We start from the raw sequence: 23199 nt of genomic DNA on the forward strand, positions 1-23199 counted from the left end.
CGCCGCCATGACCCACGTCCAGATCCGCACCCGTCCCCCCGCCCAACGCCGCTCCGGCACCGCCCACATCACGATCACCGTCGAGATCCCGGCCGACGACCCGCGACTGGCGCGGCGCCTGACCGCCGCGCTCGGCCTCCTCGCCCAAGGCGGGGGCCGCGTCGCGGTCGCCGCCGACGACGTCCCGCCGGCCGTCGAGGCGCCCCGGCGGACGCCCGCCCTCGTCATCGACGTGCCCGCCCGCGAGGTCCTCATCCACGGCGAGGCGGTCGCCCTGACCCGCCTGGAGTTCGAGCTCCTGGCCTTCCTGGCGCGCTACCCGGGGATGGTCCACACCAGGACCGAGTTGCTCCAGTACGTCTGGGACACCCCGGACACGGGACTGCCCGGCCGCACGGTCGACGTCCACGTGCGGCGTCTGCGCGCCAAGCTCGCCGAGTTCGACTCGCTGGTCGCGACCGTGCGCGGAGTCGGCTACCGGTTCACGCGCAGCCGGGACGTGGAGTACCGCGGCGCCGCCGGACTCCCCCGGGACGAGGACCGGGTTCTCAGCATCTAAGAAATCCTATTACTTCTATAGGAATACTGCTATTGTTGTCGGCATGACGTCCGCCGCCTTCCTGACGCGGCGGCGCGAGATCGATCAGATGCGCGCCGCCAGCGCCCTCTGTCAACGCCGCTCCCGCCGGCGGCGCGGTACCGACCACCAGCGTTGTCCCAGTCGGCACCGCCGTTTCAGCCGGCACTGTCGATTCAGGCAGCACTGCCGAATGCGCTAGTCGTCCGGTCCCGCTCCGCGGGGCCGGACGCCCGACCCCGCACCCGCCGTCCGCGCCGTCTTCACGGCCCCCGACGCCATCCCCCGGGCCCCGACGGGCCCGTCTTTCCGCACGCCCGCCTCCAGGGCGCGCCAACCCGTCTCCACTTCCCCGAAGGACGCCATCGTGACCGACAGCATCGCCGTGACCACTGTGGTCGGCAATCCCAAGCGCCTCTCGCGCACGCTCACCACGGCCGAGGCCCTGGCCTCGGCCGTGGCCGCCGGCCTCGGCGCCGAGCCGCGCACCGACTCGACCGACCTCGCCGAGCTCTACCTGGACGGGATCGAGCCCCCGCACGACGGGTTCGACCGCGCCCTGCGGCGCGTCCGCGCCGCCCGGGTCCTCATCGTCGCCACCCCGGTCTACAAGGCCGCCTACACCGGCCTGCTCAAGCTCTTCCTGGACCAGCTGCCGCCCAAGGCGCTCGAGGGGACGGTGGCCGTCCCGGTCACCGTCGCCGCCGCGGCCGAGCACCGGTTCCTCGCCGACCTCCAGCTGCGGCCGGTCCTCGCCGAACTCGGCGCGAGCCTCCCGGTCCCCTCGCTCACCTTGCGCGAGAAGGAACTGCCCGAACTCGACGAGCGCATCGAGACCTGGACCGGGGCGCACCTGCCGGTCCTGGCCGCCGCGGCGGCGCCCGCCCGCGACCGGATCGGAGCGGCGGTATGAGCGCCCGGGCCGACCGCCGGCCCGGCGTCGGCGCCGAGTCCTTCCGGTCCCTGTTCCGGGCCCACCCCGCGGGCGTCACGGTGATCTGCGCCGACGCGGGCGAAGGCCCGGCCGGATTCACCGCCACCTCGCTCACCTCGGTGTCGCTGGAGCCGCCGCTCATATCGTTCGCGATCGCCTCGTCCTCCTCGGCGTGGCCCACGGTCAGGGACACCGCGAGCCTGACCGTGAACTTCCTGTCCGCCGGGCAGCACGCGATCGCGACCCGCTTCGCCACCAGCGGCATCGACCGCTTCGGCGGCCCGACCCTGTGGTCGCGGCTCGCGTCGGGCGAGCCGGTCCTGGACGACGCCCCGGCGCACCTGCGGGCGGTCGTCACCGACCGCATCGAGGCCGGGGACCACCACGTGGTGCTCGCCCTGGTGGTGGACGCCGAGACCGGCGGCTCCCACGAGCCGCTGGTGTACCACGCGGGCGGCTACTGCGCCGCCGCCCCCCTGACATGACCTCCCGACGCCGCCCCGCTGAAAGGCCGAACACCATGCCGACCAGAGCAACCCGACGAACACTCCTGGCGGGCGCGCCCGCCGTCCTGGCGCTCGCCGCGTGCGCCGAAGAGCCGAGCGGCCCGGTGCTCGCCGCCGACGCCGACCTGCCGACCGCCGTCCCGGGCGGAACCAGGCTGGTCATCGGCGACCCGTCCCAGCAGCTCGCCTTCGAGCTGTCCGGGCTGGCGGACCTGCTGACCTTCGAGTACGAGTGGGCGAACATCTCCGGCGGGCCGAAGTCGTCCGAAGCGTTCCGCGCCAGGTCCCTCGACGTCAGCTCCGTCGCCGACATCCCGCCGATCCACGCGACCTGGACGAACCTGCCCGTCAAGATCGTGGCCGCGGCCGGGCGCCAGGACCCGCTGAACCACCCGGTCTACGACCTCGGCATCGCGCCGGGCGTCGCGGTCGGGGCGGTGGAGGACCTGCGCGGCAAGACGATCGCGTACTCCCCCGGGCAGGCCCAGGGCGCGCTGGTCCTGCGGGTCCTCGACGCGGCCGGGCTGACCCGGGACGACGTCGACTTCGTGGAGCTGCCGAGCACCGCCGACACCTACTCGAACGCCCTCGCCGGCGGGGAGGTCGACGTCGCCCCCATCGGCGGCACGCAGGTCCGGTCCTATCTGAACAAGTACGGCTCGGACGGGGCCACCGCGATCCCGCACGGCCTGCGCGACGACCCGTGGACGCTGTACGCGCCCGTCGAGGTCCTGGAGGACGCCGGCAAGGCGGCCGCCGTCGCCGAGTACGTGCGCCTGTGGGGCGCCGCGAAGCTGTGGACGCGGGCCAACCGCGAGGAGTGGATCAACGCCTGGTACGTCGACCACGAGGGACTGCCCTACGAGGACGGCGACTACCTGTTCGACCGCGAGGGCGAGCCGGACTTCCCCGAGGACTGGGACGAGACCATCGCGCGGCACCAGGAGACCGTCGAGGTCGTCGCCGAGGGCACCGGCAACGAGGTGTTCGACGCCGAGGACATCTACGACCGGCGCTTCGAGCCCCTCGTGGGCGAGGGCGTCGCCGAGTACGGCGAGGCGGGCGCGCCGTGACCGCCGTCGAGACCGAACCGGTCCGCCGCACCGCGCCGCCGGAGCACGACGAGGCGGCCGGCGGCCGCGCCTCCAGGCCGCGGGGCAAGCGCCGCCTCGGCCCCGGCAAGGCCGTCCCGTTCGGGTACCTCCTGGGCCCGCTCCTGCTGCTGGGCGTCTGGGTCTGGGGCTCGGCGCAGGGGTGGATCGACCCGCGCGTCCTCACGGCCCCGTGGACCGTGGCGGCCACCGCGTGGGACCTGTGGGAGTCCGGGCGGCTCGGCCCCGACCTGCTCGTCTCGGCCCGCCGCTTCGCGCTCGGGCTGGTGTTCGGCGTCCTCGCCGGGCTCGTGCTCGCGATCGTCTCGGGGCTCAGCCGCTGGGGCGAGGCCGTCGTGGACGGGCCGGTGCAGATCAAGCGGTCCATCCCGAACCTCGCGCTGCTGCCGCTCCTGCTGCTGTGGTTCGGCATCGACGAGAACATGAAGATCATCACGATCGCGCTCGGCGTGCTCATCCCGATCTACCTCCACACCCACAACGGCCTGCGCTCCATCGACGGCCGCTACGCCGAGCTCGCCGAGACGCTGCGGCTGCGGCCCGCGGCGTTCATCGGGCGCGTGGTCCTGCCGGGCGCGCTCCCCGGCTTCTTCCTGGGCATGCGGTTCGCCGTCACGTCCTCGTGGCTGTCCCTGGTCGTGGTCGAGCAGGTCAACGCCACCAGCGGCATCGGCTACATGATGCTGCTGGCCGGGACCTACGGGCAGACCGACGTGATCATCGTCGGCCTGGTCCTCTACGCCCTGCTCGGCCTCACCTCCGACACCGCCGTCCGCATCGTCCAGAGGAGGGTCCTGTCATGGCGACGCACACTGGAGGACTGACCGCCGCCGCGGCGGTCCGCATCCGCGGCCTCCACCGCTCCTTCACCGACGACCGGCCGGTCCTCTCCGGCCTCGACCTCACCGTCGAGCCCGGCGAGTTCACCGCGCTCCTGGGCCGCTCCGGCTCGGGCAAGTCCACGCTCCTGCGGGCCCTGGCCGGGCTCGACGACGTCGCCAAGAACGGCGACGCCTCGGGCACCGGCGAGATCGCCGTGCCGCGGCAGGTCTCGGTGGTCTTCCAGGACTCGCGGCTGCTGCCGTGGCAGCGGGTCCTGGGCAACGTGGTCCTCGGCCTCGAAGGGGCCGGCGCCAAGGCGCGCGGCAGGGAGGCCCTGGCCGAGGTCGGCCTGGCCGGTCGCGAGCGGGCCTGGCCCCGGGAGCTGTCCGGCGGCGAGCAGCAGCGGGTGGCGCTGGCCCGCTCGCTGGTGCGCGAACCCGAGCTGCTGCTGGCCGACGAGCCCTTCGGCGCCCTGGACGCGCTGACCCGCATCAAGATGCACGGCCTCCTGCGCGCCCTGCACGAGCGGCACAGGCCCGCCGTGCTGCTCGTGACCCACGACGTCGACGAGGCGATCGTCCTCGCCGACCGGGTGCTCGTCCTGGACCAGGGGCGCCTCGGGACCGAGCTGACCGTCGACCTCGACGGCCGGCGCGACCCCTCGGACCCGCACTTCGCGGCCATCCGCACCGAACTGCTCGCCGCCCTCGGCCTCGCCGGCGGGGCCGAGATTCCCACCGCAGACAAGGAGGACGACGCATGAGCGCCAGACAGCTGCACCTCAACGCGTTCCTGATGAACACCGGCCACCACGAGGCGTCGTGGCGGCTGCCCGAGTCCGACCCGCACTCGTCCACGTCGATCGCGCACTACACGCGGCTGGCGCAGACCGCCGAGCGCGGGAAGCTCGACTCGATCTTCTTCGCGGACTCGCCGACCCTGTGGAGCACCATCGGCCGCAGGCCCTCGGGCTCGCTGGAGCCCACGGTGGCGCTGGCCGCGATCGCGGCCCTGACCGAGCGGATCGGCCTCATCGCGACGGCCTCGACGACCTACAACGAGCCGTACAACCTGGCCCGGCGCTTCGCCTCGGTCGACCACCTCTCGGGCGGCCGGGCGGGGTGGAACATCGTCACCACCGCCACGCTGGACGCGGCCCGGAACTTCAACCTGGACGAGCTGCCGTCGCACGCCGCGCGCTACGCCCGGGCCGAGGAGTTCCTCCAGGTCGCCAAGAAGCTGTGGGACTCGTGGGACGACGCGGCCGTGCTGGGCGACAAGGAGGCCGGGCGGTGGGGCGACGAGCGGCTCGTCTACCCGGCCGACCACGTCGGCGGGCACTTCCGGGTCGCCGGGGCCCTCAACGTGCCCCGGTCGCCGCAGGGGCACCCGCTGCTGGTGCAGGCCGGGTCCTCGGAGGACGGCAGGGCGTTCGCCGCGCTCCACGCCGAGGCGATCTTCACCGCGCAGCAGACCCTTGAGGAGGCCCAGGCGTTCTACGCCGACGTCAAGCGGCGCGCCGCGGCGGCGGGGAGGGATCCGGCGGGCGTGCTCGTGCTGCCGGGGATCGTCCCGGTGCTCGGCGACACCGAGGCCGAGGCCCGGGACCTCGAGGCGGAGCTCGACCGCCTCATCGTGCCCGAGTACGCGCGGGACAACCTCGCGAAGCAGCTCAAGCTCGACCCGTCCGAACTGGACCTCGACAAGGAGCTGCCGGAGCACCTGCCGAGCGAGGACGAGATCGAGGGGGCCAAGAGCCGCTTCACGCTCATCGTGGACCTGGCCCGGCGCGAGCGGTTGACGGTGCGCCGGCTGATCGGCCGCCTCGGCGGCGGGCGCGGGCACCGCACGTTCACCGGCACCGCCGAGCAGGTCGCCGACGCGATCGTCGAGTGGTTCGACGACGGCGCGGCCGACGGGTTCAACATCATGCCCGCCGTGCTGCCCTCGGGCCTGGAGGCGTTCGTGGACCGGGTGGTGCCGGTCCTCCAGGAGCGCGGGCGGTTCCGCACCGAGTACACCGGCACGACGCTGCGGGACCACTACGGCCTGGCGCGGCCGGAGAACCCGCGCCGCCGCGAGGCGCTCGAGTCCGCCGTCAAAGGCGTGCTCGCGCACTCCCGGTAGGACGCCGGGTCGTCCCCGCCGGGCGTCCGCACCTTCGCCCGGCGGGGATCCGGGGCCCCGTCGCATAAATACCATTATATCTATAGGATAGATGTGCATATGGCGTCGCCCGGCCCCTGAGACGGTCGGCGGCCGGGTTCCCGGTCAGCTCGCGGGAACCCGGCCGCCGACGCTTCGCAACGACCGCTGAGGAGTGGACATGCCCAATGGTGCGGCCGCTGGCGTTCCTGCCGTGGAACCGCGGAGCGGCCTGACCTCGGGGACACCGACCCGACGGTTTCCGGTCTAGGCTCATGGCACCCCCGACTGCGGCGAAAACCCGAGCCGCCGTCGCTACGCCCGCGCGATTTGATACCGGAACCCCATGCCCCGCAAGTCCGAGTCCGGCCGGAGGCCGGACCCGCTCCCCTTCGACCTCCGGAGCGAGGTCGCACGCTCGGTGCTGCCGCCCGTCCTCGCGGTCGCCGCGATGGCGACCGTGCTGTGGCTCGGCCTGTTCCTCCAGGACCCGCTGCCCCCGTGGGCGCGCGCCGTCGGCGCCGCCGCCGTGGCGGCACCGGTCGTCGGCGCGATCGCCTCGTGCTTCCGCGGCCGGTCGCGCCGGCTCTGGAAGCCCGCCCTGGCCTTCCCCGTGGCGGTCATCGCCGCCGCCGCCGCGCTCGTGCCGGCCTTCGAGCGGTTCGCGCTCGCCCACCACGGCGTCGACGCGGAATGCTCGGTCGTCTCGAAGCGCGACTACGTCAAGCACCTCGAAGACGAGGACGAGCCGATGACCGCCCACGAGTTCCTCTGCCGCGGCTGGGGCCCGGTCTCGCTCGACACGTACCGCGACGAGCAGCTCGAACCGGGCGAGGTCCGGATCGTGGTGTTCGATCCGCTCGGCCGGGTCGATCCGGACTTCGACGACCCGGACTTCGGCGACGGACTGCTCTTCATACCGCTGCCGCTGCTGTTCATCGCCGGAGGCATCGCGATCCGCCTCTTCCTCGTCGACGACGGCACGATCGCCACGGCGGTCGGCGCCGGGTTCCGGCGCCTCCGCGGGCGCTTCGCGGCCTGACTCCGAAACCGCCCCGACCCCGGGAGAGGCGGGCGGTGGGGCACCGCCGCAGCCGCGGAACGCCTCCGGTGGACCGGCCCTCCCATGCTCGGACCTCACTGCCCCTCGTGCTGATCGGTGCCCGGCCCGTCCTCCGGCGCCTCGCCGCGGGCGCGGGCGGCGGCGGGTCATGTGAGGTACGGCCTTCGTTCTGGACCCGTTCAAGCAGGGCGGTTACGGTTGCGGCGGCGCATCGGGGCGCCGCCGCCGCAACCGCCGACCGGGAGGCCCGCCGTGATCCACAACCTGTTCGACTCCGTCACCGCCTACGAGCCGACCGAGGCCGAGCAGGCCGGGCCGGTGCCGCCGATCGAGGCGGTGCTGTTCGACTTCAGCAACACCATCTTCAAGCTCATCGACATCCCGACGTGGCTGCGGCGCGTCGCCGACGCGACCGGGCGGGCCCTGGACGACGCGCTGGTCGAGAAGACCGCCGAGCAGCTGTACGAGACCTACCGGATCCCCGAGGTCGCCGCCGCGCAGATCGGGCGGGACGAGTCCCCCGAGCAGCACCGGGCCGCGCTGTTCGCCTGGTTCGAGCGCGTCGACTACCTGCAGGGGGTCGAGGCTGCCGCGTACGGGCTCATCGCGGCCCCCGACGCCTGGGTGCCCTACCCCGACACCGAGCCGCTCCTGCGCGAGCTGCGCCGCCGCGGGATCAGGACCGGGATCGTCTCCGACTTCGCGTGGGACGTCGGCGTCCACATGGAGCACTTCGGGCTGGCCGACCTCGTCGACGTGCGCGTCATCTCGTACCAGTACGGGACCGAGAAGCCCGACCCCGTGCTGTTCCGCGCCGCCTGCGAGCGGCTCGGCGTCGACCCGCGCCGCACGCTCATGGTCGGCGACAACCCGGCCAAGGACGGCGGCGCCGCCGCCTCCGGCCTGCGCGCCTACATCCTGCCCGGGGAGGCCCGGACCGGCGAGCGCGGCCTCGCGCACGTCCTCGGCTTCCTCGACGGGACCGCCGACCTGGAGTCTTGACCTGGAGTGCACTCCAGGTCCTAGCCTCGGCCCATGAGCGAACTACAGCACCCGATCGAATCCGGATTCAACGCCCGCTCCACCGCCGCCGAAGTCCTCGACGGCCTCGACCTCAAGGGGCGCACGGCCGTCGTGACCGGCGGCTATTCGGGGATCGGCCTCGCGACCACGCGGGCGCTCGCGGGAGCGGGCGCCCGCGTGGTCGTGCCGGCCCGGCGGCCCGGCGCGGCCGCGGAGAACCTCGCCGGCATCGACGGCGCCGAGACCGACGAGCTCGACCTGTCCGACCTCGAGAGCGTTCGCGCCTTCGCCGACCGCTGGCTCGCGACCGGCGAGCGCATCGACATGCTCGTCAACGGGGCCGGGGTGATGGCCTGCCCCGAGACGCGCACCGGGCCCGGCTGGGAGCTCCAGTTCGCGACCAACCACCTCGGGCACTTCGCACTGGTGAACCGGCTGCGGCCCGTCCTCGACGGCGCCCGGGTTGTGTCGGTGTCCTCCGGCGGGCACGGCGGGTCCGCGATCCGCTGGGACGACGTGCACTTCGAGCGCGGCTACGACCGCTGGCAGGCTTACAGCCAGTCGAAGACCGCGAACGTGCTCTTCGCCGTCGAGCTCGACCGCCTCGGCCGGGACGCGGGGATCAGGGCCTTCGCGCTGCACCCGGGGGCGATCCTGACGCCGCTCCAGCGCCACATCCCCGTGGCCGAGCAGCGCGAGATGGGCTGGAGGGACGAGGAGGGCAATCCGCCGGAGTACTTCAAGACCGCCGAGCAGGGCGCGGCCACCCAGACGTGGGCGGCGACCTCGCCGCGGCTCGACGGGCTCGGCGGGGTCTACCTGGAGGACTGCGAGGTCGCCGAGGTGACGGCCGAGGGCCCGGGCGTCAGGGCCCACGCGGTGGACCCGGCCGAGGCCGAGCGGCTGTGGGCGTACTCGGCCCGGCTCACCGGCGTGGACGCCTTCGCCTGAGCCGCCGCGGGGCGCCCGCCCGGCGGCGGGCGCCTCATCTCCCTCCTTTGGGCTTGGCGCGCAGGTGGGCCCGTTCGCCCTGACTGCCGAAGAGGCTGAGGAACTCGACCCCGCCCTCCTCGGCGCGGCCGAACCAGTGGGGGGTGCGGGTGTCGAACTCGGCGGCCTCGCCGGGTTTCATCACGAAGTCGTGCTCGCCGAGGACGACCCGCAGCCGTCCGTTGAGGACGTACATCCACTCGTAGCCCTCGTGGACCTGCGGGTCCGGTTCCTGCGGGGCGCCCGCGGGGATGATCAGCTTGTACGCCTGGATGCCGCCGGGGCGGCGGGTGAGCGGCAGGTGGACCATGCCGTGGCGGGTGACCGGGCGCAGGTGGATGCGGGGATCGCCGGTGGGCGGCGCGCCCACGAGGTCGTCGAGGGTCACGCCGTGGACCCTCGCCAGGGGCAGCAGGAACTCCAGAGTGGGCTTGCGCGCGCCCGACTCCAGGCGGGAGAGCGTGCTGACCGAGATCCCGGTCCTGGCCGAGAGTTCGGCGAGCGTGGCCTCCCGCTCCTTGCGGAGGGCGCGCAGGCGCGGCCCGACAGCCTCGAGCGTGGGGTCGGTGTCCTCTTCCATGGTTCGATTTTGCCATAACGGCAAGAATGATTGCCATTTTCATGGACGCCGGTCTACGGTCGACGCGGAGGTAACGATATGACCGATGAACTGAAGGACCGGTACGACGTCGTGGTGATCGGGGGCGGGGCCGCCGGCCTGAACGGCGCGCTCATGCTCGCCCGGGCCCGGCGCTCGGTGGCGGTGGTCGACGCGGGCGAGCCGCGCAACGCCCCGGCCGAGGGCGTGCACGGACTGCTCGGACGCGAGGGCATGCCGCCGTCCGAGCTGCTGGCGCTCGGCCGGGAGGAGGTGCGCCGGTACGGCGGCCACGTCGTCTCGGGCGCGGTGGGCGGCGCGAAGCGCTCGGAGGGCGGTTTCACCGTCTCGCTCGAGGACGGCCGCGAAGTAACCGCCCGCAGGATCCTCGTCACCACCGGCCTGGTGGACCGGCTGCCCGAGATAGCGGGCCTGCGGGAGCGCTGGGGCAAGGACGTCGTGCACTGCCCGTACTGCCACGGCTGGGAGGTCCGCGACGAGCCGATCGGCGTCGTGGCGACCGGCCCGATGTCGGTGCACGGGGCGCTGCTGTTCCGGCAGTGGACCGCGGACCTGGTGTTCTTCACGCACGATCAGCCTCGTCCGAGCGACGAGGAGGTCGAGAAGCTGGAGGCGCGGGGCGTCCGGATCGTCGACGGCGCGATCGAGCGGGTCGAGACCGGGCCGGACGGCATCACCGGCGTGCGGCTCGCGAGCGGCGAGCTCGTGGAGCGGCGCGTGCTCACGGTGGCGTCCAAGATGGAGGCCCGCGCCGGGTTCCTGGAGGACCTGGGCCTGGTCCCGGTGGAGCACCCGTCGGGGATGGGCGTGCACCTGCCGGCGGATCCCATGGGCCGCACGGCGGTCGAGGGCGTGTGGGCGGCGGGCAACGTGGTCGACCTCTCGGCGCAGGTCGGCAGTGTGGCGGCCGCGGGTGCGATGGCCGGGGCCCAGATCAACATGGAGCTCGTGAACGAGGAGACCGCCGCGGCGGTCGAGGCGCACCGGGCGAAGTGACGGGGGCGCGGCGGCCTCGGGGCCGCCGCGCCGTCGCTCGCCTGCGGTCATCGCCGCCCGCGGCGGCGCGCGTCGTGGTCCTCGGGGGTCAGGGGCCGGAGCGCTCGTCGGGGGCGGTCCAGGTCATCTCGACGACGACCTCGTCGGCCCGCCGCACCGGGGCGTCGCCGATGACATGGCCGTCGATGACGATCACGTCCTCGCGGCCGCCGTCGCCCGCGGCCGCCATCACGACGTCGGAGGGGAACTCGACCGGCAGGTCGGCCCCGAAGTCCGCGGCATCGCCGCCGTCGCCGCCGTCACCCATCTGGCACCTCCGCAGTCGCGTCCGTTCTGGACTGTCAACGGTACCGCCGCCGCGCCCCGGACGGTATCCGACGATCGGCCCAGGCGGACCCGCGAAGCGAAGCGGCGGCGCGGTGCCGCCGCACCCCGTGCGCCGCTACTCCTTCCGGCGGGGCGGCGCCGCGCCGCCGGTGGCCAGGCGCATGAGGTCGGTGCCCAGGTCGATGTCGAGCTCCGTGCCGCCCGCGCTGCCGTACTCGTGCTGGTAGTGCTTCCACGACTCGCTGCGGACCTGCTCGGCGAAGCCGGACTCCATGAGCAGCAGCAGCTCGATCGCCGCGCGGCCGATCCGCTCCCCCAGCTCCGAGGAGTTCCAGTCCTCCGTGGCGGCGAAGACCGACGTCGGCACCGTCATCGTCCGCAGGTACGCGAACAGCGAGCGCATCTGCTCGTCCACCACCAGCGCGTGCCGCGCCGTGCCCGCCGTCGCGGCCAGGATCACCGGCTTGGCGATGAGCAGGTCGTTGTCGAGGACGTGGAAGAACGAGCTGAACAGGCCGCTGGGCGCGGCCTTGTACACGGGAGCGCTGGCGACGACGCCGTCCGCGCGGCCGAGGACCTCGATCGCGCGGGTCATCTTGGGGCCCATGAGCTGCGAGACGATCGCGGTGGTGATCTCACTCGCGAGCCCGCGAAGGTCGATCACGTCGACCGCGACGGCCCCGCCGCGCTCCCCGGCGAGCGCGCCCACGCGGGAGGCGATGCGGTCGGCGAGCATCCTGGTCGAGGACGGGTCGCTGGTGCCGCCGCTGACGACGGCGAGCCGGAACGGCTCGGCGCCGGTGGTGTGCTGGTCGTTCACAGGGTGGCCTCCTGTCGGTTCGGGCGGGGCGGTTGCGGTTCGCCTTGCGCGGCGAGCTTGCGGCCGATGGCCTCGAGCTGCCGCATCTCCTCGTCGGTGAGGGCGGCGGTGACGGCGCGGGCGACGTCGACGGCGTGGCGGCCGCCGACGCGGTGCTGGCGCTCGCGCCCGGCCGCGGTGAGCGCGAGGCGCACGCCGCGGCCGTCGGCCGGGTCGGCGGTGCGCTCGACCAGGCCGCGGTCGACCAGGCGCTCCACGAGCCGCGACAGGGCGGGCTGGCTGAGCAGCACGCCGCGGCCGAGCTCGTAGAGCCGCATCGGGCCGTCGTGCTTGGACAGGGTGTAGAGCACGTCGTACTCGCGCATGGACACCTCGTCCCAGATCGGCTCGGCGCCGAAGCGCTTCATGAGGGAGGCGTGGGCGGTGAGCAGCGACTCCCACGCCTCGTTCGCGAGCCGGCTCCTGCTGCGGGTCACGGCGCCTCCTCAGCCGATCGCCGGGTACTCGGCCTCGACGTCGCCGTCCTGGTAGGGCGAGGCGCCGGTGACGTTGTCGCCGCGGTTGGCGTTGGGGCTCGGCTGGCGGGCCGGGCCGTCGCCGTACTTGGCCTGGACGAGGCCCGCGTGGGTCGGGGCGTCGGCCGACTCGGGGTCGCGCCGGGAGGCGAGCTCCTTGCGCAGCACCGGGACGACCTCCCCGCCGAGCAGTTCGAGCTGGTCGAGGACCATGCCCAGCGGCATCCCGGCGTGGTCGATGAGGAACATCTGGCGCTGGTAGTCGCCGAACGCGTCGTGGAAGGTCAGGGTCTTGTCGATGACCTCCTGCGGGCTGCCGACGGTGAGCGGGGTGCCCTTGGTGAACTCCTCCAGGGACGGGCCGTGGCCGTAGACCGGGGCCTCGTCGAAGTAGGGGCGGAACTCCTTGACGGCGTCCTGCGAGCGCTTGGCGATGTAGGCCTGGCCGCCGACGCCCACGATGGCCTGCTTGCGGGTGCCGTGCCCGTAGTGCTCGAAGCGCTGCCGGTAGAAGTCGATGAGGCGCTTGGAGTGCGAGGTGGGCCAGAAGATGTGGTTGGCGAAGTACCCGTTGCCGTAGAAGGCGGCCTGCTCGGCGATCTCGGGCGTGCGGATCGAGCCGTGCCACACGAACGGCGGCACGTCGTCCAGCGGCCGGGGCGTGGCGGTGAAGCCCTGGAGCGGAGTGCGGAACTGGCCCTCCCAGTCCACGACGTCCTCGCGCCACAGCCGGTGCAGCAGGTTGTAGTTCTCCAGCGCGATCGCCAGGCCCTGGCGGATGTCCTGCCCGAACCAGGGGTAGACCGGCGCGGTGTTGCCGCGGCCGAGCATGAGGTCCATGCGGCCCTTGGCCAGGTGCTGGAGCATCGCGTACTCCTCGGCGATGCGCACCGGGTCGTTGGTGGTGATCAGGGTGGTCGCGGTGGTGAGCACGAGCCGCTCGGTGAGGGCGGCGATGTGGGCCAGCAGCGTGGTCGGCGAGGAGGAGAAGAACGGCGGGTTGTGGTGCTCGCCGATGGCGAAGGCGTCGAGGCCGACCTCTTCGGCCTTGACGGCGATCTTGACGATCGCGTCGATCCGCTCGGCCTCGCTCGGGGTCCTCCCCGAGACGGGGTCGCGCGTGATGTCACTGACTGAGAAGATCCCGAACTGCATCGGATTTCCCGCCCTTCCCGCCGCAGCGGCTCAAAGTTCATGCGTTTGCATCTACCTCAACGGGGCTCCCGCAGGGCCTATTCCCGCCGCGGCACCGTGACGTGGCGCATATCCGCCCGCCGGGAGGGCAACCGCGCCCGGCGCGGCGCACCTATCCCGTACATCGACCCCCAGCGGAAGGGAACACCACGTGCGACACAGGACCAGGCGGATGCGAGGCGCGGCCGCGCTCGCGGCGATCGGCGCGCTCCTCGCGGCGGGCGCCTGCGGCGGCGAGGCCGAGGGCGACGAGGGCGGCGCGGCCGTCGAGGCGGGCTCGGACGCGGTGTCGGAGGCCGAGCGGCTCTACCAGATGATCAACGACAGCCGCCGCATCGACGACGAGCTCACCGAGATCGAGCACCGGGTCGCCAAGCGCTGCCTGGAGGACGCGGGGTTCAGCGTCCACGACCCCATGGTCTTCCAGGAGACGGACTACGCCGCGTACGGCGCGGCGGGCTACATGACCGACGCGCCCGACCAGGCCGTCCCCGCCCCGGAGGCGGCCGAGCAGTGGGGGTTCGGGATCTGGGTCGAGTTCGTCCGCGACCCCGGGAACGAGGACCTGGCCGAGGAGCTGCTGACGCCCGAGGCGCGGGCCGCCTTCAACATCCCCGAGGAGGACTACGTCGAGCCCGACACCGGCGAGTGGGAGGCCGAGGGCGAGGAGTACCAGGCGGCGTGGATCGAGGCCTGGACCGGGGCCCCCGCGTACGACAGCTCGGTGAAGGGCCCCGAGGAGGACGGCGAGGCGCCGATGGGCGGGTGCGAGCTGGAGATGGTCGAGACGATCTACGGCGAGCCCTACACCGTCGAGGTCGAGGAGGACGGCGAGGAGGGCTCCTACACGCTCACGCACCGGCCCAGCCCCATGGCGGAGCTCGAGGAGTTCGAGGACCCGGACGCGCTGCTCGGACGGCTCGACGGCGAGAACGACGCCTTCGACTCCTGCCTCATCGACAAGGGCTACGAGGGCTGGGAGATCGGCACCGACTTCTCGCCCCCGCTGTGGAACTACTTCGGGACGATGTACGCCCCGGACTACTTCGCGGAGTACGGCGGCGAGGAGGAGATCGAGGTCCCCGAGGGGCCCGACGACGTTCCCGGCGACTTCCTCGGCGTGCTCGAGCTCGAGCGCGCGATGGCCGTCGACTTCGCCGCGTGCGGCCAGGAGAGCGGGCTGCGCGCCGCCGTCGAGGAGGGCTGGGCGGCGATGCTGGTCGAGCAGTACCGGCCGATCGAGACCGACATGGTCGCCTGGCAGGAGGAGATGCAGGGGCACCTGGACAACGCCCAGGACTACCTCCAGGAGTAGCGGGCGCCCGGGCGGATCCGAGAAGGACGCGCGCGCCGGTCCCGCCGTCGAGGCGGGGCCGGCGCGTGCGCTGCGCCGGGGCCCGTCACCCCGCGGCGCGGCCGTGGACGAGCAGGGCCCAGCCGAGCGCCAGGAGGGCCCCGACGGAGGCGACGCCGCGGACGGTGTTCCAGGCGATCCACTTGGCCTCGACGCTCGCGCGCAGAGCGGCGGGGTCCGCGAGGGAGCCCGGGTCGCCCGCGGCGGCGAGGCGGTCGTTGAGGGGCACGTTCACGGCGACGGTGCCGATGAACATGACCAGCGCGAGCGCCAGTGCGGCGAGGACCCACGGCAGGGCGGCGCGGTTCGCGGAGGCGCCCACCAGCGCGGCGGCCGCGCCGGTGAAGACCACCGCGCCCAGGAACGCGGGCATGAACCAGCCGTTGATGATCACCTTGTTGATCTGCTGCATCGCCGCGATCCAGGCCTTGTCGTCGAGGATCTTGAGGCCGGGCATCACAGCGTAGGAGAAGCCGGTGAACAGCCCGGCCATCATGCCGACGCTGACGAGGGCCGCGAGGAGGGACAGCATCTGGAGGAGTTTCACGGGACCGGCCTTTCAAGAATTCACTTCGAATGAAGTACTATGTTTGAAGTGGTTTCACTGTACCACTACACATGAAGTGGTGCCAACCTGGAAGGGCGGAGATGCGCCAGAACCCCGAACGCCGGGCGGCCCTGCTCGACGCCGCCATCGAAGTGCTCGCGGCGCAGGGCGCGCGCGGGCTGACGTTCCGCGCCGTCGACCAGCAGGCCGGCGTCCCCGTCGGGACCGCCTCGAACTACTTCGCGAGCCGCGACGCCCTCCTCGTGCAGGCCGGCGAGCGCGTCTTCACGAAGCTCGACCCGAACGCGGCCCCCGCACCGGCGGACCTGCCGCGCACCCGCGAGGGCGTGGACCGGGCGATGCGCGCCATGGTCGAGAGGATCACCGCCTACCCGTCCGGCTACCTCGCCGTCCTGGAGCTGCGCTTGGAGTCCACGCGCCGCCCCCAGCTGCGCGAAGTGCTCACCGGGCAGGTCCGCGGCCACTTCCAGAAGGACCTCGACCTGCACCGCGAGGCGGGGATGCCCGGCGACGAGCAGGCGATGACGCTGCTCTACCTCGCGCTCGCCGGGCTCATCGTGGAGCGGCTGACGCTCCCGGGCTTCATCGGGCCCGACGCGGTCGACCCGCTCGTCACCGCGCTGGTCGACCGGATCGTCCCGGCCGAATAGCGGCTCCGGCCCCCCGAGGCGGGCCCGGCGCTCAGGGCGCCGGAGTCGGCTTCTGGCGGACCGGGCGGATCGCGTACTTGGTGGCCACGGTGGGGACGCCCGCGGTCGTCTGCGCCTGCGTCCGGTAGACGCTCGGCGGGACCCCCACCAGCTCGGTGAAGCGGGTGCTGAAGGTGCCCAGGGACTGGCACCCGACGGTGAAGCAGACCTCGGTGACGCTCAGGTCGCCGCGGCGCAGCAGCGACATGGCGCGCTCGATGCGCCGCGTCATCAGGTACGAGTACGGGGACTCGCCGTAGGCGCGCTTGAACTCGCGGCTGAGGTGCCCGGCCGACATGTGGACGCCGCGCGCCAGCGCCTCGACGTCCAGGGGCCGCGCGTACTCGCGGTCGATCCGGTCGCGGACGCGGCGCAGCACCGCGAGGTCGCGCAGGCGCTGGGTCTCGGCGGGATCGCTGGTCACAACTGCCATCATGGCATGCCCCGGTCGGTCGCGCCGACGGCCCGGGGGCCGCCGGCGCGCCGGGCTCAGGCGCCCACGTAGTCGGCGAGGTGCTCGCCGGTGAGGGTGGCGCGGGAGGCCGCCAGGTCGGCGGGGACGCCCTCGAAGACGACCTTGCCGCCGTCGTGGCCCGCACCGGGGCCGAGGTCGATGATCCAGTCGGCGTGCGCCATGACCGCCTGGTGGTGCTCGATGACGATGACCGACTTGCCCGAGTCCACGAGCCGGTCGAGCAGGCCCAGGAGCTGCTCGACGTCCGCGAGGTGGAGGCCGGTGGTCGGCTCGTCGAGGACGTAGACGCCGCCCTTCTCATCCATGTGGACGGCCAGCTTGAGGCGCTGGCGCTCACCGCCGGAGAGGGTGGTGAGCGGCTGGCCGAGGGTGAGGTAGCCGAGGCCGACGTCGACGAGGCGGCCGAGGATCTTGTGGGCCGCCGGGACGCGGGCGTCCCCCGCGGCGAAGAACCGCTCGGCCTCCTCCACCGGCATGGCGAGGACCTCGGCGATGTCGCGGCCGCCGAGGGTGTACTCGAGGACCTCGGCCTGGAACCGCTTCCCCTCGCACTCCTCGCAGGTGGACTCGACGGTGGCCATGACGCCCAGGTCGGTGTAGATGACGCCCGCGCCCTTGCAGGTGGGGCAGGCGCCCTCGGAGTTGGCGCTGAACAGGGCGGGCTTGACGCCGTTGGCCTTGGCGAAGGCCTTGCGGATCGGCTCGAGCAGGCCGGTGTAGGTCGCGGGGTTGGAGCGGCGCGAGCCGCGGATCGCGCCCTGGTCGATCGCGACGACGCCCTCGCGCCCCGCCACGGAGCCGTGGATGAGGGAGCTCTTGCCCGAACCGGCCACGCCGGTGACCACGGTGAGGACCCCGAGGGGGATGTCGACGTCGACGTCCTGGAGGTTGTTGTCCGAGGCCCCGCGGATCGCCAGCTGCCCGGTGGGCTTGCGGACGTCCTCCTTGAGGGAGGCCCGGTCGTCGAGGTGGCGGCCGGTGACGGTGCCGCTGGCGCGCAGCCCCGCGAGGTCGCCCTCGTAGCAGATGGTGCCGCCCGCGGTGCCCGCCCCGGGGCCGAGGTCGACCACGTGGTCGGCGATGGCGATGGCCTCGGGCTTGTGCTCGACGACCAGGACCGTGTTGCCCTTGTCCCGCAGGCGCAGCAGCAGGTCGTTCATCCGCTCGATGTCGTGCGGGTGCAGGCCGATCGTGGGCTCGTCGAAGACGTAGGTGACGTCGGTGAGCGAGGAGCCGAGGTGGCGGATCATCTTGGTGCGCTGGGCCTCGCCGCCGGAGAGGGTGCCCGAGGGCCGCTCGAGCGAGAGGTAGCCCAGGCCGATGGCCGTGAAGGAGTCGAGCAGGTGCTGGAGCCCGGCGAGGAGCGGCGCCACGGAGGGCTCGTCGAGGCCGCGGACCCATTCGGCGAGGTCGCTGATCTGCATGGCGCAGGCGTCGGCGATGTTCTTGCCCTCGATCCTCGAGGAGCGGGCCTCGGGGGCCAGGCGGGTGCCCTCGCACTCGGGGCAGGCCGTGAAGGTCACGGCCCGCTCGACGAACGCGCGGATGTGCGGCTGCATCGCCTCGAGGTCCTTGGACAGCATCGACTTGGTGATCTTGGGGATGAGCCCCTCGTAGGTGAGGTTGATGCCGTCCACTTTGATCTTGGTGGCCTCGCGGTGGAGCAGGTCGTGCAGCTCGCGTTCGCCGAACTCGCCCAAGGGCTTGTCCATGTCGAAGTAACCCGAGCCCGCGAAGATCCGGCCGTACCAGCCGTCGGTGCTGTAGCCGGGGACGATGATCGCGCCCTCGGCGAGGGTCTTGGTCTCGTCGAACAGGGCCGTCAGGTCGAAGTCCTGGACCTTGCCCATGCCCTCGCAGCGCGGGCACATGCCGCCGAGCTGATTGAACGTGGCCTTCTGGGCCTTGGCCTTGCCGCCCTTCTCGATGGTGATCGCGCCGCTGGCCTTGACCGAGGGCACGTTGAACGAGAACGCGTTCGGCGAGCCGATGTGGGGCGTGCCGAGCCTGCTGAAGAGGATGCGCAGCATCGCGTTGGCGTCGGTGGCGGTGCCGACGGTGGAGCGCGGGTTGGCGCCCATCCGCTCCTGGTCGACGATGATCGCGGTGGTGAGCCCTTCGAGGCGGTCGACGTCGGGTCGCGCGAGCGAGGGCATGAAGCCCTGGAGGAACGCGCTGTAGGTCTCGTTGATGAGCCGCTGGGACTCGGCCGCGATCGTCGCGAACACCAGCGAGCTCTTGCCCGAGCCCGAGACCCCGGTGAACACCGTCAGGCGGCGCTTGGGGATCTCGACGCTGACGTCCTTGAGGTTGTTCTCGCGCGCGCCGTGGACCTGGATGAGGTCGTGGGTGTCGGCGTCGTGCCGTTTGGGGTCGCTCATGGTGTCTCCGTGCCGCTGGGTGGTGTTCAGTGCTGCTGCTGGATGCGGATCTGGTTGCCCGCGGGGTCGCGGAAGGCGCAGTCGCGGACGCCGTAGGGCTGGTCGATCGGCTCTTGGACGACGTCGGCGTTCGCGCCCGCGATCCGCTCGAAGGCCGCGTCGACGTCGGCGGCGGAGAGGACGAGGCTCGCGAAGGTGCCCTTGGCCATCATCTCGGTGATGGTGCGGCGCTCGTCGTCGCTGACGCCGGGGTCGGATCCGGGCGGGTAGAGCACCACGTTGATCCCGGGCTGGTCGCCGGGGCCGACGGTGATCCACCGCATCCCGTCGTAGCCGACGTCGTTACGGACCTCGAAGCCGAGGACGTCGCGGTAGAACGCGAGCGAGGCCTCCGGGTCGTCGTGCGGGAGGAAGGTCGCGTGAATGCTGATGTCCATGGGGGAAAGATTAATACGGGCCGCCGACACGGGCTTCTCGATTCCTGACCGGTTCGGGGCCCGTCACGGGCTGCGGCGGGGCGCTAGAGGATCGTCGACAGGATCACGAAGAAGATGACGATCAGGATGATCACGGTGGCGCCGGTGACCAGGACCGCCGGCTCCTGGAGCAGCGGGCGCTTCCCGCCGGCCTGCTGTCGCTGCTGCTGGTAGCTCGGCTGCGGGGACGGCGCGGCCTGGTAGTTCGTCTGCGGCGGCAGCATCTGCGGCGCCTGGACCGGCGGGGCCTGCACGGGCGGGCGCGGGGCCGACATGTGCCCGGCCGGCGAGACCGGTCCGCCCGAGGTCGGGCGGGTCAGCGGCGGCTCGGTGGGCGCCGGGCCCGAGGCGGCGCGCACGGCGCCCTCGACCACGACGGTCTCGGGCTGCTCGAACGTCTGCGGCGGCACGCCCAGCTTGGAGTGGATGAGCTGGGAGATCGCCGGGATGCGCGAGGAGCCGCCGACCAGGAAGATGCCGACGAGGTCGGCCGGGTTCATGCGGGCGGAGCCGATGGCCCGCTGGAGGCAGTCGACCGTGCGCTCCAGGGGCGGGCGGGCGATCTCCTCGAACTCGGCGCGCGTGAGGTGGGCGTCGACCTCGAGCGCGGGCAGGTGGATGTCGGCGCTCGCGGTGCGCGAGAGGGTCTCCTTGGCGCCGCGGACGTCCTCGTAGAGCATCCGCCGGTAGCGGCGGTCGCGGTCGTCGGAGGGGGTGAGGAGCCGCTGCCAGTCGACGGGGTGCGAGGCGCCGTAGGTCTTGCCGAGGTGCTCGACGATGCCGTGGTCGAAGTCGAGGCCGCCGATGTCGCCGATGCCCTCCTCGGCGAGGACCTCGAAGCCGGTCTGGGTGCGGCGCACCACGGTGGCGTCGAAGGTGCCGCCGCCGAGGTCGTAGATGGCCAGGGAGCGGCCGGGCGGGACGGCGGTGCCGAGCACGGAGGTGAAGTAGGAGGCGGCCGCGACCGGCTCGGGGATGAGCTGGGGGGCCGGGAGGCCGGCGAGGCGCGCGGAGTCGACCAGGATCGAGCGGCGCCGCTCGCCCCAGCGCGCGGGGTGGGTGAGGCGGACCTGGCCGGGCATCTGGCCGGCCTGGCGCTGCGCCTCGAGGGCGACCTGCTGGAGGACGTACGCGAAGACCTGCGGTACGGGGATCTCGGAGGTGCCCAGGAACAGGGACCCGTCGTCGATGCGGCGCTTGGGGTTCGGTTCGAACCGGGCGGGGTCCATGCGGGCGTTGCGCTCGGCGTCGCGGCCGACGAGCATCCGGCCGTCGGAGTTGTAGTAGACCGCCGAGGGCAGGATCGGGGCACCGTCGAACAGCAGCGGGCGTACGCGTCCGTCGGCCGAGCGCAGCACGGCGACGGTGTTCGAGGTTCCGAAGTCGATTCCAAGGACGTGCATGTGAGAACTCCCTCTCGGCGATGCTTGCGAGACGTAAAAGTGCCGAGTCTGATGCACACCCTACTGGGCCCGTCCACGTCCCATGCGACCCGTTCGGCCGTCGCGCGCCGCTTGCGCCCCGTTCGCATCGCCTTGGCATTATGCCGGTGACGACGCTTGCCGCGCACGCCGGGCGGCCGTTCGGTCACGGCGCGGCACCGCGGTGCGGCGAGCGGCATCTCACGTGCTCACCGGCGTGGATCGGGCTCGGTGTTGTGTCACACTTCAAGGGGACGTCTGTGGCCGCCGCGACGGCGCAGGGCCACACTTGGGGGTCGCGCCGCCGCGGCCGCTCGGGGAAGGATCCGGCTGGTCCAGGCGTTGTACAAGGCGAAACCCCAGGAATCGGCGTGATCGGCTGGGGATGTCGCAGGCAGGGCTGACCAGGCCGGCGGCATTGTTCACGGCAAGTGCTCAAAGGAAGTGCAGGGGAACATGGGCGACAGAATGCTGAGGGGCTCCCGCCTCGGGGCCGTCAGCTACGAATCGGACCGCAACACCGAACTGGCCCCCCGCCAGACGCGCGATTACGTGTGCCCGCAGGGTCACCGCTTCGAGGTGCCCTTCGCGGTGGAGGCGGAGATCCCGCTGACGTGGGAGTGCCGCCTCGACGGGTCCACGGCCAAGCTGGTCGACGGCGAGGAGCCGGAGACCAAGAAGGTCAAGCCGCCGCGCACCCACTGGGACATGCTGCTCGAGCGCCGTTCCATGGAGGAGCTCGAGGAGATCCTCGACGAGCGCCTCCAGGAGATGCGCGCCCGCCGCGGCGAACGCTAGCCGAAGCGAGTCACGGGCCCCGGTCGTCGACCGGGGCCCGTCGGCGTGTCCGGGGGGCGTCAGTCCGGGTCGATCGAGCGGGGGCCGCGGCCCCCGCCCTCGGGGCCGTACCGGCGCGGGGCGTCGGCGTCTCGCTCCTCGATGACCTCGCCGTCGATGACGTCGGTGCCGCCGAAGCGCATCGGGGGCGTGCGGGCGGCGATCCAGCGGCCCAGGCCCCGGAAGACGAACCGGGTGGGCGGGAACAGCAGCAGCAGGCCCGCGAGGTCGGTGACGAAGCCCGGGACGATGAGGCAGACGGCCCCCGCGAGCGCGTACCCCTTCCCCTTGGGGAGCTCGCGGGAGGGGTCGCCGCCGGAGTTGAGGTAGTCGCGGGCGGACCGGAAGGACTGGGCGCCGACGTACCCGACGAGGGCCACGCCGAGGAAGCTGGTGCCGATGAAGATCAGGATCGTGTAGAAGAGCCCGATGAGGTAGGCCAGGCCGATGAAGGCGGCGGCCTCGGCGACGACCCACACCGCCAGGGCGAGCCTGAGGGCGAACGGTGCCCGTTTGGGGGCCGCGGGCGGCTGCTGGTAGGTCACGGTTCGATTCTGCCACGCCCGAAGGCGCGGCGCAGTCGGCGCGTGCGGTGGGCCAGGCCCCACCGCGTGACGTTCCACAGTGCCTCGACGGTGATGGCGCCGCTCATCTTGGACGCCCCGGCGCGCCGCTCGGTGAAGACGATGGGCACCTCGCGGATGTCGAGGCCGTTCTTGACCGCCCGCCAGGTGAGGTCGATCTGGAAGCAGTAGCCGACCGAGTCGACGGTGTCGAGCCGGAGCTTCTGGAGGGCGTCCAGGCGGTAGGCGCGGTAGCCGGCGGTGACGTCCTGGACGCGCAGCCCCAGCATGGCGCGGGTGTAGATCCCGGCGCCGCGGGAGAGGGCGAGGCGGTGGGCGGGCCAGTTCCGGACCGAGCCGCCGGGGACGTAGCGCGAGCCGATGGCGAGGTCGGCGCCCGCGGCCAGCGCGTCGAGCAGGCGGGGCAGGTCGGCGGGGTCGTGGGAGCCGTCGGCGTCCATCTCGACGACGGTCCGGTAGCCGCGCTCGGCGGCCCAGGCGAACGCGGCGAGGTAGGCCGCCCCCAGGCCCTGCTTCTCGGTGCGGTGCAGGACGTGGACGCGCGGGTGGGCCGCGGCGAGGGCGTCGGCGAGGTCGCCGGTGCCGTCGGGCGAGGAGTCGTCGACGATGAGGAGGTCGCAGCGGTCGCATCCGGCGAGCGCGGCCTGCACGGTCGCCTCGATGTTGTCGCGCTCGTTGTACGTCGGTACGGCCACGATGGCCGGTTCCGGCGCGGCGGCGCCGGGTCTGTCACTGTCGCCGGCGTGCCGGTCCGGGGTCTGGCTCATGGGT

General features: G+C 72.8%; 25 protein-coding genes and 1 pseudogene. 14 read left to right on the plus strand and 12 right to left on the minus strand.

Features of this window, described 5'->3' with window-relative positions; all coding sequences use genetic code 11:
- The first annotated feature begins 7 nt into the window (after nt 1-7).
- The 10 genes from LO763_RS29350 (at nt 8) to LO763_RS05145 (ending at nt 9133) form a co-directional block, all read left to right on the plus strand.
- Nucleotides 8-559: a winged helix-turn-helix domain-containing protein gene (locus LO763_RS29350; RefSeq protein WP_304608775.1), complete on the plus strand. Its 552-nt coding sequence runs from the start codon at nt 8-10 to the stop codon at nt 557-559.
- 385 nt (nt 560-944) lie between these two features.
- The gene (locus tag LO763_RS05105) at nt 945-1490 is read left to right on the plus strand and encodes an NAD(P)H-dependent oxidoreductase (protein ID WP_230600868.1); all 546 of its coding nucleotides are present in this window, start codon (nt 945-947) and stop codon (nt 1488-1490) included.
- Nucleotides 1487-1996 (plus strand): flavin reductase family protein, encoded by a 510-nt coding sequence (locus LO763_RS05110; protein WP_230600869.1) that lies wholly within the window; start codon nt 1487-1489, stop codon nt 1994-1996. The genes LO763_RS05105 and LO763_RS05110 overlap by 4 nt, the downstream gene beginning before the upstream one ends.
- 35 nt (nt 1997-2031) lie before the next feature.
- Nucleotides 2032-3090: an ABC transporter substrate-binding protein gene (locus tag LO763_RS05115; protein ID WP_230600870.1), complete on the plus strand. Its 1059-nt coding sequence runs from the start codon at nt 2032-2034 to the stop codon at nt 3088-3090.
- Nucleotides 3087-3953: an ABC transporter permease gene (locus tag LO763_RS29605; RefSeq protein WP_230600871.1), complete on the plus strand. Its 867-nt coding sequence runs from the start codon at nt 3087-3089 to the stop codon at nt 3951-3953. Before LO763_RS05115 ends, LO763_RS29605 begins: the two co-directional genes overlap by 4 nt.
- Complete coding sequence (locus tag LO763_RS05125; protein ID WP_230600872.1) at nt 3929-4714, plus strand: ABC transporter ATP-binding protein; 786 nt, start codon at nt 3929-3931, stop codon at nt 4712-4714. Before LO763_RS29605 ends, LO763_RS05125 begins: the two co-directional genes overlap by 25 nt.
- Nucleotides 4711-6078, plus strand: a complete 1368-nt coding sequence (locus tag LO763_RS05130; protein ID WP_230600873.1) for an LLM class flavin-dependent oxidoreductase — start codon at nt 4711-4713, stop codon at nt 6076-6078. The genes LO763_RS05125 and LO763_RS05130 overlap by 4 nt, the downstream gene beginning before the upstream one ends.
- Nucleotides 6079-6442: 364 nt before the next feature.
- Nucleotides 6443-7138 carry a hypothetical protein gene (locus LO763_RS05135; protein WP_230600874.1) on the plus strand — a complete coding sequence of 232 codons (696 nt, stop codon included), beginning with the start codon at nt 6443-6445 and terminating at the stop codon, nt 7136-7138.
- 273 nt (nt 7139-7411) lie between these two features.
- Nucleotides 7412-8161, plus strand: a complete 750-nt coding sequence (locus tag LO763_RS05140; protein WP_230600875.1) for an HAD family hydrolase — start codon at nt 7412-7414, stop codon at nt 8159-8161.
- A 33-nt stretch (nt 8162-8194) separates the two neighbouring features.
- Nucleotides 8195-9133, plus strand: a complete 939-nt coding sequence (locus LO763_RS05145) for an SDR family NAD(P)-dependent oxidoreductase (RefSeq protein ID WP_230600876.1) — start codon at nt 8195-8197, stop codon at nt 9131-9133.
- 34 nt (nt 9134-9167) lie between these two features.
- Here LO763_RS05145 and LO763_RS05150 read toward each other — a convergent pair whose 3' ends face one another.
- On the minus strand, nt 9168-9752 hold the full coding sequence (locus LO763_RS05150; protein WP_230600877.1) for a helix-turn-helix domain-containing protein: 585 nt from the start codon (nt 9750-9752) through the stop codon (nt 9168-9170).
- Between the two features lie 78 nt (nt 9753-9830).
- Between LO763_RS05150 and LO763_RS05155 the strand changes: the two are divergent.
- A pseudogene (locus tag LO763_RS05155) lies at nt 9831-10778 on the plus strand (NAD(P)/FAD-dependent oxidoreductase); the annotation flags it as partial.
- A 97-nt stretch (nt 10779-10875) separates the two neighbouring features.
- On the opposite strand, the gene LO763_RS05160 reads toward LO763_RS05155, so the two are convergent.
- From LO763_RS05160 to LO763_RS05175, 4 genes are all read right to left on the minus strand, one after another.
- Complete coding sequence (locus LO763_RS05160; RefSeq protein ID WP_230600879.1) at nt 10876-11094, minus strand: hypothetical protein; 219 nt, start codon at nt 11092-11094, stop codon at nt 10876-10878.
- Nucleotides 11095-11229: 135 nt separating this feature from the next.
- Nucleotides 11230-11934, minus strand: coding sequence for a CE1759 family FMN reductase (locus tag LO763_RS05165; RefSeq protein WP_230600880.1), 705 nt, complete (start codon nt 11932-11934; stop codon nt 11230-11232).
- Nucleotides 11931-12410 carry a MarR family winged helix-turn-helix transcriptional regulator gene (locus tag LO763_RS05170; RefSeq protein ID WP_230600881.1) on the minus strand — a complete coding sequence of 160 codons (480 nt, stop codon included), beginning with the start codon at nt 12408-12410 and terminating at the stop codon, nt 11931-11933. Before LO763_RS05170 ends, LO763_RS05165 begins: the two co-directional genes overlap by 4 nt.
- Nucleotides 12411-12419: 9 nt before the next feature.
- Entirely contained in the window at nt 12420-13604 is a 1185-nt protein-coding gene (locus LO763_RS05175; RefSeq protein ID WP_230600882.1) for an LLM class flavin-dependent oxidoreductase, read from the minus strand.
- A 190-nt stretch (nt 13605-13794) separates the two neighbouring features.
- Between LO763_RS05175 and LO763_RS05180 the strand changes: the two genes are divergently transcribed.
- Nucleotides 13795-14958 (plus strand): hypothetical protein, encoded by a 1164-nt coding sequence (locus LO763_RS05180; RefSeq protein WP_230600883.1) that lies wholly within the window; start codon nt 13795-13797, stop codon nt 14956-14958.
- A gap of 85 nt (nt 14959-15043) precedes the next feature.
- Here LO763_RS05180 and LO763_RS05185 read toward each other — a convergent pair whose 3' ends face one another.
- The gene (locus LO763_RS05185; RefSeq protein WP_230600884.1) at nt 15044-15544 is read right to left on the minus strand and encodes an anthrone oxygenase family protein; all 501 of its coding nucleotides are present in this window, start codon (nt 15542-15544) and stop codon (nt 15044-15046) included.
- A 101-nt stretch (nt 15545-15645) separates the two neighbouring features.
- Between LO763_RS05185 and LO763_RS05190 the strand changes: the two genes are divergently transcribed.
- The gene (locus LO763_RS05190) at nt 15646-16215 is read left to right on the plus strand and encodes a TetR/AcrR family transcriptional regulator (RefSeq protein ID WP_230600885.1); all 570 of its coding nucleotides are present in this window, start codon (nt 15646-15648) and stop codon (nt 16213-16215) included.
- Nucleotides 16216-16246: 31 nt separating this feature from the next.
- On the opposite strand, the gene LO763_RS05195 is transcribed toward LO763_RS05190, so the two are convergent.
- From LO763_RS05195 to LO763_RS05210, 4 genes are all read right to left on the minus strand, one after another.
- Entirely contained in the window at nt 16247-16678 is a 432-nt protein-coding gene (locus LO763_RS05195) for a helix-turn-helix domain-containing protein (protein ID WP_230600886.1), read from the minus strand.
- 65 nt (nt 16679-16743) lie between these two features.
- On the minus strand, nt 16744-19110 hold the full coding sequence (locus tag LO763_RS05200; RefSeq protein ID WP_230600887.1) for an ATP-binding cassette domain-containing protein: 2367 nt from the start codon (nt 19108-19110) through the stop codon (nt 16744-16746).
- A gap of 26 nt (nt 19111-19136) precedes the next feature.
- Entirely contained in the window at nt 19137-19547 is a 411-nt protein-coding gene (locus tag LO763_RS05205) for a VOC family protein (protein ID WP_230600888.1), read from the minus strand.
- An 83-nt stretch (nt 19548-19630) separates the two neighbouring features.
- A complete protein-coding gene (locus LO763_RS05210; protein ID WP_230600889.1) occupies nt 19631-20989 on the minus strand; it encodes an Hsp70 family protein in 1359 nt (452 codons plus the stop codon).
- Nucleotides 20990-21463: 474 nt separating this feature from the next.
- On the opposite strand from LO763_RS05210, the gene LO763_RS05215 reads away from it, so the two are divergent.
- The gene (locus LO763_RS05215; RefSeq protein ID WP_205327476.1) at nt 21464-21805 is read left to right on the plus strand and encodes an RNA polymerase-binding protein RbpA; all 342 of its coding nucleotides are present in this window, start codon (nt 21464-21466) and stop codon (nt 21803-21805) included.
- Nucleotides 21806-21864: 59 nt separating this feature from the next.
- On the opposite strand, the gene LO763_RS05220 is transcribed toward LO763_RS05215, so the two are convergent.
- Together LO763_RS05220 and LO763_RS05225 are read right to left on the minus strand one after the other, a co-directional pair.
- Nucleotides 21865-22389 carry an FxsA family protein gene (locus tag LO763_RS05220; protein WP_230600890.1) on the minus strand — a complete coding sequence of 175 codons (525 nt, stop codon included), beginning with the start codon at nt 22387-22389 and terminating at the stop codon, nt 21865-21867.
- Nucleotides 22386-23195 carry a polyprenol monophosphomannose synthase gene (locus LO763_RS05225; protein WP_230600891.1) on the minus strand — a complete coding sequence of 270 codons (810 nt, stop codon included), beginning with the start codon at nt 23193-23195 and terminating at the stop codon, nt 22386-22388. The genes LO763_RS05220 and LO763_RS05225 overlap by 4 nt, the downstream gene beginning before the upstream one ends.
- Between the last annotated feature and the right edge of the window lie 4 nt (nt 23196-23199).

Origin of the sequence: Glycomyces amatae (assembly GCF_020991375.1) — a bacterium.
Lineage (GTDB): Bacteria > Actinomycetota > Actinomycetes > Mycobacteriales > Micromonosporaceae > Glycomyces > Glycomyces amatae.